We start from the raw sequence: 14,687 nt of genomic DNA, 5'->3' as shown, positions 1-14,687 counted from the left end.
CGTCGAAACCAGCGTGGCGGGAGCGGTGGGGATGAAAAAAAAAAGCGACTGGCAACCAACAGCAGACAGCTATCTCTGCCTCCTCCACACCCCTCTCCCTCCCAACTGAAAACAAAAAACCGAAAACCGAAAACAAAAAAGGGGCCGGCAGTGATGCCGACCCCAACTCAAAACTCAAAACGTTCTCAATACCCGTCATTCTGCTTCAGTCCCGAGTTCCGGTCGATATCCGTTTGCGGAAGCGGCCAGATGTCGAAGCGGGCTTCGTAGTACTTGTCCTTCAGGTTGTTATTTCCCGGAACAATCTTAAAGCCATTGAGTTTCTGGAGGGCAATACCCCAGCGGCGCAGGTCGTAGTACCGGAGACCTTCCATCGCCAGCTCCACCCGCCGCTCGTGGCGGATACGCTCGCGCATCTGGTCTTTGGTGAGCCCGGTTGGCAGTGCAGGCATACCTGCCCGCGTGCGGATCTGATTGACCGCAGCATAGGCGTTTGCAGGACCGCTCGCTTCGTTCTCCGCTTCGGCATAGTTGAGGAGTACTTCCGCATACCGCATCAGCACATAGTCCTGATCACTCTGGGTGGAGTACTGCGGGTCGGATCGACTCGGGTCCAGCATTTTCTTCACCGCGAAACCCGTGGTATTGGCATCTACAAAAGGATTGAACGATGCCTTGCCGTTGTACTTGTTCCAGCCTTCCGCGGCGCCGTCGCCCGGTACGAAGAACGACATGCGCAGACGCGGATCACGGTTGTCGTACGGCTTTGCGGGATCATACACCGGAGAGCTGCCAATTGGCTGGCCATCCTTCGCTTCGTATTCGTCGATCAGGTTTTTCGTCGGTTGAACTGCCTGCCAGGAGCCCTGGAACAGGTCTACCCCCGGATCGGGATAGGAGTTCGGCGGCAGGTTCTTGATCGAGAAAATGATCTCGGTATTATTGTTCTGCCCCGGCTTGTAGAACAGCTCCTTATAGTTGGCCCAGAGCTTGTACTTACCTCCGTCGATGATGTTTTTCGCCATCGCAGCGGCCTCCGGATACTTCTTCTGATACAGCAACACGCGGGCTTTAAGCGCCTGTGCGGAACCTTTGACGGCGTGGCCGTCGGCATAGGCAACATCCGGAAGATCCGTGATAGCCTTGTCCAGTTCTTCGTTGACAAAAGCGAGTACCTCGTCTTTCGTCGACTTCGCCCGGGGTTCTTTGAAGGTATCTATCGCCGGCTCCTTGATGAGGATGACGTTGCCGTAGAGCGTTGCCAGCTGGAAGTAGTAAAACGCGCGGAGAAAATTGGCCTCGGCGAGGTACTTTTTCTTGCTGGCATCGGGCAGGGTTACCTTGCCGATATTCGCCATGAAATAGTTAATGGCCGCAATCGCCTGGTAATCTACCGTATAAGCATCGGAAACATACCCGCTTGAAGTGGGTGTCGGGCCACTGAAGCTGATGGAATTAGCCGAGCCGTAATCGTATTGGGTGTACCCATCGTCCGACAGGGCGTCCCAGCCGGCGGGAAACTGCAGCGTGGTACCGTACCAGTTGCCGCCACGTTTGAAGAAACTATAGCAGGCCGTGAGCGCCGACTGCACATCGGACTCTGTTTTCCAGAAACTGGCCGAGGAAAGCTGGTCCAGCGGGTTCACTTCCAGGGCATCCTTGATGCACGAGGAAAGGGTGAGCGCTGCCAGAAATATAGAGAGAATACCTTTTTTCATCTTGCTTCGCAGAATTAGAATTGAACCATCGCGCCGAACGTCAGAACCCGGTTTTGCGGGTAGGCTACATAGCTTCCGCTCGTGCTCGTCCGCTCAGGATCGAGGCCCGGATACTTGCTCCAGGTCAGGAGGTTGTCGGCAGAGAAATACACGCGCAGCGACTGCATACCGGCCTTCTTCACGACAGCCGCCGGAAGTGAGTATCCGAGCTGCAGGTTTTTCAGACGGGCAAAAGAACCGTCTTTGAGGAAGTAGGTCGATGCATAGTTCTGAATAGCCGGATAGCTGTCAGCCACGTAAATCCGCGGCATGGTGGTCGAGTGATTCTGCTCGGTCCAGCGGTTGCGCCAGTCGACCGTCGGTACCGAACCCTGACGGAACGGCTCGATTCCCCAACCTGTTACGTAAATCTTCTGGCCGAATGATCCGAAAATCTGCGCAGAGAGATCAAATCCTTTCCACGCCGCACTCAGGTTAAAGCTATAGGATGCCGCGGGAAATTTACCGGAAACGTAGGTCCGGTCGCTGGCGTCGATCTTGCCGTCGCCGTTGACATCGCGGATTTTGATATCGCCCGGTTTCGGCGCAATCGGCTGCTTGGCCCAGCCGTCGATTTCTGCCTGATTCTGGAAGATTCCGTCCCAGATGTAGAGGTAGAATTCATCAAGGGGTTTGCCTTCCTGACGGATGGAGTTACCGCCGATTTCCGTCTTGCCATAGCTCGTCAGCGTATTCTTGTAAGCCTGGATATTGCCGCCGATGCGGTAGGAAAAGTCCTTGCCGATTTTGTCCTGCCAGCCGACGGCGAGCTCCCATCCCGTATTCCGGACGGCGCCGTTGTTGACCGTCGGCGAGTTCATCCCTACGTACAATGGAACCTGATACGAACGGAGGATATCGGAAGTTTCCTTGTTGAACCAGTCGGCGGTAATGTTCAGCCGGCCTTTCAGCGCGGTGAGGTCGAGGCCGAAATCGAGTACCTGGGTCGACTCCCACGTCAGCGACGGATCGACGAGCCCGGGCGCGTAGTAGCCGGTCGACAGGGTTCCGCCAAACGGATAGGTTACCCCGCTGAGTACATTCTGGTACGGATAGGTACCGATGTTCTGGTTACCCAGCCGGCCCCATGATCCTCTGATTTTCAGATCCGTCAGCCAGCTGGCCTGTTGCAGGAAGGCCTCCTGCGAAATCCGCCAGCCACCGGAAACGGAGTAGAACAGGCCCCAGCGGGTAGCAGTCGGCAGCCGGGAGGTACCGTCGTTCCGGATACTTCCTTCGACGAGGTATTTGTTGTCATAATCGTAATTCAGACGACCGTAAAACGAGCGGATCGCCCACCGGGAGGTAGTACCGCTGTTGGTCATGCCGTCCTGCGGACCGGCATTGAGCTCGGTTAGCGCGTTGGTCGGGAAAGCGCGGCGGCTGCCGGCCAGCGACTGGTCCATGTTCTGCTCCTGCTGCGCGCCGGCGAGCGCTACCACGTGGTGCTTGCCGAAGAGGCGGTCGTACGTCAGCTGACTATACAGAACGGTGTAGAGGCCGTTGGTCTGGGTAATGGTCAGGCCCTGGGTACCTACGTCCAGGTCGCTGGCCTGGCTGAGATCGGAATAGAGGAAAAGCGGGATTTTCGGCCGGAAATCGTTGACTTTGGTGAAATAGAAGTTGGCGCCGCCGCGGGTTTCCCAGGTCAGGCCGGGGAGTACTTTCACGTCGACAAAGCCATTAAGCTGTCCGTAGTAATCATCGGTAACAGCTTTGACATTTTCCGCAATGGCAATCGTGTTCTTATTACCCTGCTCGCCTGAAAACGCCCGGAATGTGTAGCGTCCGGAACCGTCCCAGAGTTTCGGCTTGTAAAGCGGAGACTGCGCCAATGTCGAAAGAAACTGATCACCGGAGCCTTGCGGCGGGTTGCTTTTCTTGCCGTAACGGACAAGGGTATTCGTCCCGAAACTTACTACATCGTTAATTTTTGAATTCAGGTTAAATTGAAGCGTATACTTCTTGTAGTTGAAGCCTTTCATAACCCCCGGCTGATCGGTAATCCCCAGACCGACGCTGTAGTTGGTTCCCTGCTTGCCACCGCTGAGATTGAGGTAATGGTTTTGCACATAAGCCGTCTGGAACATATCGTCGAGCCAGTTGTGGTTCGGGTATTTGTTCCGGTCGGTGGCGTTGCGGTACTGATCGATCATCGCCTGGGTATAGATCGGGTTGAGACCGGAATTCGTCCGGGCCTCGTTGTTCAGCTCCATGAACTCGGCGGAGTTGGTGATGGTCTGCGGCAGGCGCGTCGCGTTCGTAACACCCAGGTTATAGGTATACTGCAACGAAAGGCGGCCTTCCTTGCCCTTCTTCGTCGTGATCACCACTACCCCGTTGGCGCCGCGGGCACCATAGATCGCGGCAGACGACGCATCTTTCAGGACCGATACCGACTCAATATCGTTCGGGTTGATGGACGTCAGGCTACCGGGCAGGCCATCCACAATCACCAGAGGATCATTTCCGGCTCCGGAAAAGGTGCCGGTCCCACGTATACGCAAGTTAACTCCTTCGTTTCCGGGTTCGCCGGAGTTCTGGATAACCTGTAAGCCAGGCAGTTGCCCCTGAAGCAGGGTAGCCGGGTTGGTCACGACGCGTTTGGTGAGCTGCTCGCCTGAAACGGTGACGACGGCGCTCGTCACGTCTGCGCGTTTTTGGGTACCATAGCCGATCACGACGACTTCGTCGAGGCGTTTGGTATCGACCTGAAGGGCAACGGTGATGTTGGTTTGCGAGCCGACGGCTACTTCCTGCGCCAGGTATCCGACGGAGCTGAAGACCAGCGTACCGCCCGAAGCCGGGATTTCGAGGCGGAATTTACCGTCCGGATCCGTGCTGGCGCCACGCGTTGTGCCTTTCAGCAGCACGTTCACGCCCGGCAGGCCCTGTCCGTTTTCGCCGGTAACCGTTCCGGTAATGACCCGGTCGGCTGGTGCTTCCACGCCTTCCAGCGGATCGGCAAAGCGGCTTCCGACACCCGCAGCAGTCAGCAGAATGAGTCTTCCTTTGGTAGAATAGTTTATGTGAAGGGGTTTGAAAAGGCGGTCCAGGACGTCGCTCAGGCGTTCGTCCGACGCCTCAATGGATACAATACGGTCGGCCTGAATCAACAGCGAACTATACATAAACCGCACCTGCGCGGCGGCGCCCAGCTGTCGAATCGTCGTTTTCACATCCTGATTGCGGGCGCGAAAGGTCACTTTCTGATCCAGCGCCTCCTGCCCTTTCGCCTCCCGGGCAAACGACAGGCTGCTGAAGAATCCCCACAGTATCAGCTGCAGCAATGATAGTCTCATCAGTTTTAGGAAAATGGATGAATACCATTCCGAATTTTTCATAGATTTGAGTTTTTGTGATTTCTCTCCAGGAATGAGCAAAAAAACTCCCTGAGCGCTCTCGGAAAGCGCTTACACCAAGTGGAGAAAGTCGGCAGTGCTGGATCCACTGCCGGCTTATTTTTTTGAGGATCAGTAGTGTTACTCGGTCATAGGCACGAAAAAGGGATTTTGGTGGCTATCGCGTTATTCGTGGGCAGGCTGGCAGCCGTTTCCGGAGACGATGACCTGGCCGTCAACCGTCTCGTACCGGGCGCCGATGATTTCACAGATAAGCTGCAGTTTTTCAAAAAGGCCTTCCGTGGTAAAGGCGACCGTTACGGGGCAGCCTTTCAGGCGTTTTTCGTCGAATTCAATGTTAATGCCATACATCTTTTCGAGCTGGCGGAAGACTTCGGTCACCGGCCGGTCTTCGACGGTCAGCTCGTCGGGATTGGTGGCGATCACTTCGGGATGTTCGACAATCCCCTTTTGTAATTGCCTGGTTTCCAGGGTGAATGTCGCCTGCTGATTGGGCAGCAGCACCACGCCTTTCAGGTCGCGGCCGGCACCTTCCCGGGTGTATTCCCGCTTGAATTCCTTCGCATCAAAGACAGAGACCTTTCCGCTCCGTACAGAGACGCGCACATCTGTTTCCCGGGTTTCGACCCAGAAACGGGTTCCGATTACGCGCACGACGGTTTCATCGGCGTAAATCAGGAAGGGTTTCTCCCGGTTCGGGGCGACGTCGAAGAAGCCGTCTCCTTCGAGCGTCACTTCCCGGAAAGAGGTATTAAACTGGGTTGGATAGACAAGCCGGCTTTTTTTGCGCAGGGTTACGCGCGTTCCATCGGAGAGGCTGAAGGTCAGGTCCCGATCGGAATCGTTGATTTTCTCTTCCAGCTTTGCACCGGCGAGCGGGGTCGTCTCCGACGCAGGAAATCGGTAGAGTACCACCGCACCGCCCAGCAGCAGGAGCACCAGCGCGGCTGCGGCTCCCCATCGGATCAGCAGTTTCCGTCGGCGGACCGTTTTCCGCTCCCGGGCCAGTTCGATGAACCGGCGAACCTCCCGGTTGATTTCTTCGTCCCGGATATCAGGTTCCTGATCCTGCACCGCGATCAGCAATTGCCGCGCCTGGCGTACCAGTTCCTGTTTTTCCGGATGTGCTGCAATCCAGCTGCTCCAGAAAAAATCCTCGTTTCCCGACGCCCACTCAACAAAGGAAGGGTCCTGCAAAAAGTCCTCTATTTCATTGTACGACGGCATAGTATTCCGGTTCAAGTCCTGACAGACACAGAGAGGCAGCCGTATCAGCAGAATAATCAAAAAAATGTAAAAAATTCTTTTTGAGGTGCAAGCGGGGAAGATGGGTGTGGGGTGCAGATTATGGTTTTCAGTTTACGGTTTGGGGTTTTCAGTTAAGGGGGAGCGGGTGTCGTGAGGTGGTAGATAAGACGAAGGGGTCTGCCTGCCGTGCGGAGCATCCGCTACGCACTTTTTAGTTGGTAGGCTGCGCTTACCTCAACCGCCTCTCATCCAAAAAAGTAGCTGCGACAATGACAATACAATCCGTCGCCTTTTTAGATAGGAATTGTGTTGTAGGTCACTTCTTGAGGCGGATTTGCTTTTGTTTATGGCAGTAGGCGCAGCCTACTAATTAAAAAGTGCGTAGCGGATGCTACGCACGGCGGGCAGGCGACCTCGCCTTTCCTATCGCTCAACGACATTAACATCTGTGCACGGCAGGTAGCGGATACTACGCACGCACGCAACCAACCCTCTTCGTCTACCCATTCCCTTCTCAAACCCAACCGAAAACAAAAGACTGTAAACCGAAAACTGACAACCATAAACCGCCTCCAAACCTTTTTGGATAAAAACGAGTATGAATAGGCTTTTTCAGGATTTGTCAGGTAAGGAGACGACGGAAAGCGTCTTCTCTTCGGAATCCCCGCAAAACCTGATACCGAATCATGTCACGTCCGCACACCGCATATCCCGATCCCAGCCGCTCCCAGGAGGAGACGGAACTCTGGCAGGCATTTGCCCGCGGGGACGAACACGCGTTCGGTATTCTTGCGCAACGGTATTACAAACGGCTTTACGGGTACGGGACGAAGTTTTCGAACGACCGCGAATTTGTCAAAGACTGTATCCAGGACCTCTTCATGGAGCTGTGGGACAACCGCTCCCGCCTCTCCGAACCGCATAACCTCCGGGTATATCTTCTCGTTTCCATCCGTCGGAAAATCCTTCGCAAGAAAAAAGACATGCACTGGCTCGACGAAGATGCCGACTTCGACTCCGGTCTCGGCGGTGTCAGCCTGCCTTGCGAAGACGAAATCATTGAGCACGAATCCGGCCAGTACAACCACCTCAAAATCCGGCAGCTGATGACGCGGCTGACACCCCGCCAGCGTGAAATCATCTACCTCCGCTTCTACGAAAACCTGGACAACGAAGCCATCGCTTCCGTCATGGCCGTGAGTCGCCAAAGCGTCGCCAACCTGCTCTGGAAAACCCTGCGGGAATTGAAGGAGTATTGGTTTGTGGGGTTGTCGATGGTGGCGGTGGCAATGGGGTTTAGGCTTTAAGCCGTAAGCTATAGGCTTTAGGCAAGGGGCTCGTTGCCGCAGACGGGCAATAAGCTATAGGCTTTAAGCTTTATGCCAGGGCCTCGTTGCCGGAGACGGACAATAATAGCGCGCCCGAACGCCAACAGCCCAACGCCTAAGGCCTATAGCTTACAGCCTAAAGCCCCCTTTACAATTTTCCCCCTTTTTAGTTATATTTTTCCCCCTCCCACGGGTGCTACTTTCCGCACATTTGTTACGGTACTTAACCGCAACGCTATGAAAAACCTCTTCCTTCTTTGCTGCCTGCTGATCGCGATACCCGCCTTTCCGCAGGCTACCGGCGAGTTCAAAACTGTCATGGACCGCATCTTCAACGGTGTCCAGGCCGGCACCAATGTAACCTCGCTCGACGCCTCGGCGACCTCCCTCCTTGCCTCCGTTCAGGCCGACGGCCACTGGACGGATGTCGACTACACCAACGCCAATAACGGTTCCGGCTGGCTTCCCGGTACCCACTTCTCCCGGATGATTACCCTGGCCAAGGCCTTTTCGAATACCGGGAGTACCTACTACGGCGATTCAACCGTCCGCCAGACGGTCGTCAATACCATGAACTACTGGCTCGGGCTATCCAGCAAACCCACCAGTACCAACTGGTTTTACTACGGCATTACCCTCCCGAAAGACATCGGGAATGCGCTGATCTGCATGCGGTACGGGCCGATCGCCGGAGTACCGTCGTCTGTCGAAACGCAAATGATTACCTGGATGACGAAAGGATATACCTATAATTCGTCTCCCGGGAGCGACAACTCCAACCTGACCGACATCGCCCAGCATTACATCATGCGTGCCTGCCTCACCGAAAACGGTACGTTGCTGGCGGAAGCGTCTTCCAAAGTCGCCAGCTACCTGTCGGTCCAGTCGGGCGAAGGCATCCAGGCCGACAACTCCTTCGCCGCACACGGTCAGCAACTCTACGTGTACGGCTATGGCCGGGAGTTTATTTCGGGGGTGACGAACATCGGCGCGTATGTTCTCGGTACTTCCTATGCCTTCACGTCGGCGCAGATTGCGGCTTTTTCCAACTATGCACGAAAAGGCTTTATCAAGGTATCCCGCGGGAGGTACAGCGATTTTAACGTTTTCGGGCGAAGCATCACCCGTCCCAATTCAGGCGGCGCCGACGCCGGTATGGTCGACAAATCCAAAGGCATCGACCTCTCCGGGTATGCCGCCGAGTACGACGCCGCCGCAGCCCGCTTCCGGGGTACCCAGCCGGCGTCGTACCAGGTATCGCCGGAACACCTGCACTACTGGCGCACCGACTACACCGTTCACCACCGTCCGGGTTATATGTTCGGTCTCCGGGCCGTCTCGACCCGTACTGCCAAATCCGAAAGCGGCAACGGCGAAAACCTCAAAGGCTATTACCTGACAGAAGGCGTTAACTACATTGCAACGAACGGGGACGAGTACTTCGGCATCTATCCGGTGTGGGACTGGAACAAACTCCCGGGTATTACCGTCCCCGAAATCACTACCTACCCCGTCCGCAGCTCCTGGGGCGTGAATCCCGGCACGCAGAGTTTCGTCGGTGGAGTCACCGACGGCATCTACGGCGTCAGTGCATACCAGATGAACGACTACAGTACCCAGGCCCGGAAAGGCTGGTTTTTCTTTGATGACGAAGTGGTCTGTCTCGGCGCGGGGATCACCTCCACGGCTTCTCAGGCGATCAATACGACGCTTAATCAGTGTCTTCTTTCGGGAGATGTAACGGTATCGGATGGCACGACGACCTCTACCCTAGCCTCCGGCGACCGCACCAGCAGCCTCAAATGGGCCTGGCATAATCAGGTCGGGTACTACTTCCCGGACGTGACATCGGTCCGCCTCAGCAACCAGACGCAGACCGGCTCCTGGGCCGGCATCAACAGCGGATATTCGTCTGACGCCGTATCGAAGGATGTTTTCAAGCTATGGATTAACCACGGCACAGCGCCATCCAACGCTTCGTATGCCTATGTGGTACTTCCCGGGAAAAGCGCGACAGACATGGGAACATGGACCTCGACTCACCTCTCGATTCTGTCCAATACGTCAACCGTTCAGGTCGTACGAAACAGCACCCTGAACATGTGGCAGGTCATTTTCTACGCCGCCGGTAGCTTTACAGCAGAAGGTATGACCGTGAAAGTGGACAAACCCTGTACTCTTGTTCTGAAGAATGTCGGGGGAAGCGAACTCACCGTTTTCGCGGCCGACCCGAACCAATCGGCCCTCAAGCTGAAAGTAGGTATTCAGTCGGCCCTGCTCCCCACAATGAAGGAGCTTTCGCTGACGTTGCCGACCGGATTATTGGCTGGAAGCAGTATTTCCGGCGTGATCAACAGCTCGTCTCCGGATTATACCGAGCCGCCGGCCGACGCACCGGTTACGCTGGAGGCCGTTGCCGATGCGTATGTACGGGACGGCGCTTCTTACCAGAACGTCAACTATCCGACGGGTACGCTCACCATCAAAAACGACGGTGTCGGTTACAAACGGGAAGTATACATGAAGTTTGACCTCTCGGGCGTACCGGCGGAAATCGACAGCGCGATCCTCAAAATCCGCGTCAACAACGCCAATACAACGGTAACGAGTACCAGGTGGGAGTTTTACGACGTGGCGGATAATTCCTGGACAGAAACCGGCATTACCTGGGCCAACCGACCGCTGCCCGGCGGAAAAATCGGCGAAGTACAGGGTGCAATAGCCGGGTCGTATGTGACCCTGCGGATTACCAACGCTGTTCGGGCGCGGCTGGTGAAGGATAAATTACTGACGCTGCGTATTTCTTCGACGGTTGTCGGAAGTACGACCGACGCCCAGTTCACCTCCCGCGAGAGTACCTCGGCAGTTCAGCGTCCGCAGATCACCGTGTACCCGAAACTGGCCTCGAGCTGGGTGGAACTGACCCGTCTGAATCCTGTTGCGGATGCCTATGTGCAGGGAGGCACGAACGCGTCGACCAACTACGGCGCTCAAACCGTCCTCACCATCAAAAAAGACGGCAGCGAATCGACCACGCGGGAGGTATACCTCAAATTTGACCTCGCGTCTGTTCCGACCACTCAAAAGAAAACCCTGTTGCAGCTATATGTTCCCTATGCCGGATCGGCTGTGCCGTCTACGACTTGGGAGTTTTACGAAGCAACCGACAATACCTGGACCGAAACCGGCCTGACGTGGGCTAACAAACCGGCGGTGTCCCTCAAGCTGGGTGAAATCCTGGGTACGCCGTCCGGCAATTATGTTACGCTGGATATCAGCGAGTGGGTCCGGACCAAACTCGGCGCGGCCGGAGGACGTACCGCGGCGGAGAATTTTGTCACCTTCAAAGTCATCTCCACCCTGACCAACAGCTCGGCAGACGCGCAGTTTTCTGCCCGCGAGAACGGCAATACCGCCTTCCGGCCGCAACTGATCGTTTCCGGAACAGAATCGACGCTCCCTGTTTCACTGGTTTCGTGGACGGCGCGACGGATCGACGACGCGTCCGTTGAATTGCGGTGGACGACCGCTTCCGAGAAAAACAACGCGCATTTCCGCCTTGAGCGCAGTACCGACGCCCGGTCGTTTGAACAGGCGGCGATTATCGACGGCAACGGCACCTCAACCGAACGCCTGAACTACCGCTTCGTCGACTCTCCCGGCTCCGGAATTGTCTATTACCGTCTGCAACAGGTAGATTATGACGGCGCCCGGACGAGCTATGCGGTGCTTTCCGTCGCCGGAACGGAACCGGAAGTGACTGTAGGCCCGAACCCTACCAGCGGACGCGTACGGCTTGATCTGAAGCGGGAGCCGGTCGGCGCGGTAACCGTCGGCGTCTACCACATCGGCGGACAAACTATCCAGACACAAACCGGTCAAAAATCAGTCTTTGATTTTGATCTCGGCACACAGCCGAAGGGCGTCTATCTCCTCCGCGTGAGTGGTATGGAGAAGGCATTCCGGGTGGTGGTGGAGTGATGCACGGGGCAGAGGGCATGGGGTACTCGCTGCGGCGGGTATCTCTCCCCGGTGGTTGAGCTCCGTCGAAACCTCCGGCAGTCATCTTTTTTTCATCCCCACCGCTCCCGCCACGGTGGTTTCGACGGAGCTCAACCACCGGCTACTACGATACGTTGATCTGTTTCATACAAAAGAGACGGCTGCCTGTAACAGACAGCCGTCTCTTTTGTATGGTACCCCATGCCCTTTGCCCCATGCCCTCTGCTCCTAACTCCCCGCCTCGTAAAAAAACCGCAAAATATCCATCGGCCGTTTCGACCGGCATCGTTCTTCCCCGTCAGACGTAACGACAAAATCTTCCTGCTCCTGTTTGACAACGAAGATCTTTTCGCGGAAAGTCATCACGATTACTTCGTCCATAAACGAAATCCGGGAATAGAACTCATCCCGCTGGAAGAGCTTGTACAATTCGTCCATACCTGTTTGTCGAAAGCACAAACCTAGGTACTTTCTCCGGCACCGCCTAGCTAAATCTTCCGGTATTTGAGGTTGCGGTACCAGACCATACTGCCCCAGTCCTGCAGCCCGAAAGCGCCTTTGAAGATGCCTTTGGTGAGGGGAGAGTTTTTGAGGGGGCTGCCGTCAGCCTCCAGCGATTTCTTCCAGGAGGGGCTGTTGAGATCCAGTTCCTGGATGCGGTAGCCGTTCATGTCTACCGTCAGCTTGTTGCCTTTCAGCCGGACGAGTACCTTGTTCCATTGCCCGACCGGCAGAGGTTCGCGGATGCGGGCGTTGGTGACGCCGAAGAGGTCGCCGGCGCGGTGCTTGTTTTCGGGAGCGCCTTCGTAAATCGAGTCGTCGATGACCTGCAATTCCAGGCCTGTATGGTAGATTTCCTTGTATTTCGGCGCTTCGGTGACGAAGAAGAAGATACCGCTGTTGGCCTGTTTGCTTACTTTCCAGTCGGCTTTGAACTCGAAATCGCCGCTGAATACTTCATCCGTAACGATGTCGTTTCCGATGACCTCGCCTTTGGCGTTCTTGGTTTTGTTGCCGGCGCGGTCTACCGCATTGAGCTTCAGAGCGCCGTCTTCGATGATCCAGCCGGGGCCGACACCTTTGGTGCCGTAGTTATGCCAGCCGTCGGTGTTTTTACCGTTAAAAAGCAGTTTCCAGCCTTCTTTTTTTTCCTGGGACGAGAGGGTATTCTGGGCGAAAACCGTACCGGCCGCGAGAAGGCAGCACAGGATGCCCGAAGTAAGGTGTTTGATCATGGGAATAGAGGTTCGCAACCGCCCGCATTACAGGTTGCGGTGAAAAAACGGGCGTGCGAAAATCTGATTTCTGCGGCGATTTTCCGGCACAGAATCAACTAAATATTTTACAACTTCTTCTATTTTATCTTCCATTCAAAAACAAGGTTATTTGCGGGATAAGACAGAATTTTGCCGGCATGATTGCACTTCGTTTGAGCGACTTTTCGGAAGATGATTGCCGGGAAGCCGCCGCCATTTTTGCCGAGTACGCCGAAACACTCGGGTTCAGCCTGGATTTTCAGCGTTTCGATGCCGAGCTGGAGGATTTGAAAGCCCTTTACGGCCCGCCGGGCGGTTGTCTGATTCTGGCGGAAGACGAGGGAGCTGTAGCCGGAGCTGTCGCCCTTAAACCCTTATCTGAGCCCGGCGTCTGTGAAATGAAGCGGCTCTATGTACGCCCTGCATTCCGGAAAACAGGCCTCGGCAGGCAGCTCGCCGAAGCGTTGATTACAGAAGCCCGTGCGAAAGGGTACCATACCCTGAAGCTCGACAGCCTGAAGACCATGACGCCCGCGCTGGCGTTGTACGAGCGCCTCGGGTTTCGTCCGACAGCGCCCTATGTTTTTAACCCGTTCCCTGACGCAGTATATCTCGCATTGTCCTTATGACCCGATTGTACCGATACGCCATTTCCGTTTTTGCCCTCTTCGCGCTGGGAAGCTGGGGATTCTTCGCTCACCGGATTTCTCCGCAGCTCGCGACATATTACCTGCCGAAAAAGATGCAGCCCTTCTTTTTCGCCAACCTGGATAAACTGGTATACGACTCCGTTCGCCCGGACGTCCGCCGGAATACCGATCCGAAGGAGGCGCCACGGCATTTCATTGATTTTGAAGTATTTGGCGACAGCGCCGCCTGGAAGATGCCCGAAAAATGGGAAGACGCAACCCGGAAGTATCCCGCAGATACCCTGTATAAATACGGTACCCTCCCCTGGCGCGTACAGGAGATGCAGTTGAAACTGACCGAGGCGTTCCGTCAGCAACAAAAGGATAGTATTTTGTATTACGCGGCAGAAGTATGCCATTACGTGGGAGACGCGCACGTGCCGCTGCATACATCTTACAATTACGACGGCCAGCTGACCAATCAGCGGGGTATTCACGCTCTGTGGGAAAGTATGCTGCCCGAGCTGGATATCGCCGAATACCGCCTCAATCACAAACACAAAGCCCGGTATATTACTGACCCTCAGCATCATATCTGGGAAATCCTCCGGAATACCCACGTATTGGTACAGGGCGTTTTTGCCGAAGAGCGGAAAGCCAGTGAATCCATCCCGGATTCGGTCAAGTACCGCACGCAAATCCGGAATGGAAAGAACTACCAATACTATACCCCGGTTTTTGCACGCTCGTATTCGAAGCGGCTGGCGGATGAAGTACAACACCAGCTGGTTGCTACCGCGGAGGCTGTTTCAGATTACTGGTATACCTGTTGGGTGAACGCGGGAAAGCCGGATTTGTCTGCTATTCAAGCACCTTCTGAAAGTCTGCGTGCGGATTTGAAAAAAGAGAAAAAGGCGTGGCGGAAGAATGAGCTGCTGGCGAAGGGATTGTTGCGGGCGAGGAAGGGGGAGAGGTGATGATGATGGTGAGAGCCGGGATGTGGCTGCATACGGGGCGAGAGACCGGATGTGGCTGTATACGGGGCGAGAGACCGGAGTGGCTGTATGCGGGGCGAGAGACTGGATGTGGCTGTATGCGGGGCGAG

9 protein-coding genes are annotated in these 14,687 nt (G+C 55.5%); 4 read left to right on the top strand and 5 right to left on the bottom strand.

Annotation, left to right across the window (positions count from 1 at the left end; all coding sequences use genetic code 11):
• Positions 1-185 precede the first annotated feature (185 nt).
• The 3 genes from BLR09_RS13800 to BLR09_RS13790 all read right to left on the bottom strand — a co-directional run bounded on the left by BLR09_RS13800 (position 186) and on the right by BLR09_RS13790 (position 6,346).
• Positions 186-1,718, bottom strand: coding sequence for a RagB/SusD family nutrient uptake outer membrane protein (locus tag BLR09_RS13800; protein ID WP_093203178.1), 1,533 nt, complete (start codon positions 1,716-1,718; stop codon positions 186-188).
• Positions 1,719-1,732: 14 nt separating this feature from the next.
• Positions 1,733-5,059 (bottom strand): SusC/RagA family TonB-linked outer membrane protein, encoded by a 3,327-nt coding sequence (locus tag BLR09_RS13795; protein WP_176785546.1) that lies wholly within the window; start codon positions 5,057-5,059, stop codon positions 1,733-1,735.
• A gap of 225 nt (positions 5,060-5,284) precedes the next feature.
• The gene (locus BLR09_RS13790; RefSeq protein ID WP_143011091.1) at positions 5,285-6,346 is read right to left on the bottom strand and encodes a FecR family protein; all 1,062 of its coding nucleotides are present in this window, start codon (positions 6,344-6,346) and stop codon (positions 5,285-5,287) included.
• Positions 6,347-7,053: 707 nt separating this feature from the next.
• Here BLR09_RS13790 and BLR09_RS13785 point away from each other — a divergent pair.
• Together BLR09_RS13785 and BLR09_RS13780 are read left to right on the top strand one after the other, a co-directional pair.
• Complete coding sequence (locus BLR09_RS13785; protein WP_093203170.1) at positions 7,054-7,674, top strand: RNA polymerase sigma factor; 621 nt, start codon at positions 7,054-7,056, stop codon at positions 7,672-7,674.
• A gap of 258 nt (positions 7,675-7,932) precedes the next feature.
• Entirely contained in the window at positions 7,933-11,676 is a 3,744-nt protein-coding gene (locus tag BLR09_RS13780; protein WP_176785545.1) for a polysaccharide lyase family 8 super-sandwich domain-containing protein, read from the top strand.
• Positions 11,677-11,925: 249 nt separating this feature from the next.
• Here the strand turns inward: BLR09_RS13780 and BLR09_RS13775 are convergent, their stop codons facing one another.
• Together BLR09_RS13775 and BLR09_RS13770 are read right to left on the bottom strand one after the other, a co-directional pair.
• Positions 11,926-12,135 (bottom strand): hypothetical protein, encoded by a 210-nt coding sequence (locus tag BLR09_RS13775; RefSeq protein ID WP_093203165.1) that lies wholly within the window; start codon positions 12,133-12,135, stop codon positions 11,926-11,928.
• Between the two features lie 50 nt (positions 12,136-12,185).
• The gene (locus BLR09_RS13770) at positions 12,186-12,932 is read right to left on the bottom strand and encodes a 3-keto-disaccharide hydrolase (RefSeq protein WP_093203163.1); all 747 of its coding nucleotides are present in this window, start codon (positions 12,930-12,932) and stop codon (positions 12,186-12,188) included.
• Positions 12,933-13,111: 179 nt separating this feature from the next.
• On the opposite strand from BLR09_RS13770, the gene BLR09_RS13765 reads away from it, so the two are divergent.
• Both BLR09_RS13765 and BLR09_RS13760 read left to right on the top strand, forming a co-directional pair.
• The gene (locus tag BLR09_RS13765) at positions 13,112-13,582 is read left to right on the top strand and encodes a GNAT family N-acetyltransferase (protein WP_093203160.1); all 471 of its coding nucleotides are present in this window, start codon (positions 13,112-13,114) and stop codon (positions 13,580-13,582) included.
• Entirely contained in the window at positions 13,579-14,559 is a 981-nt protein-coding gene (locus tag BLR09_RS13760) for a zinc dependent phospholipase C family protein (RefSeq protein WP_093203158.1), read from the top strand. Before BLR09_RS13765 ends, BLR09_RS13760 begins: the two co-directional genes overlap by 4 nt.
• The last annotated feature ends 128 nt before the right edge of the window (positions 14,560-14,687 follow it).

It is taken from the genome of Siphonobacter aquaeclarae (genome assembly GCF_900103285.1).
Lineage (GTDB): Bacteria > Bacteroidota > Bacteroidia > Cytophagales > Spirosomataceae > Siphonobacter > Siphonobacter aquaeclarae.
The sequence above is the reverse complement of the archived record's forward strand: the minus strand, read 5'-3'. Positions and strand labels throughout refer to the sequence as shown.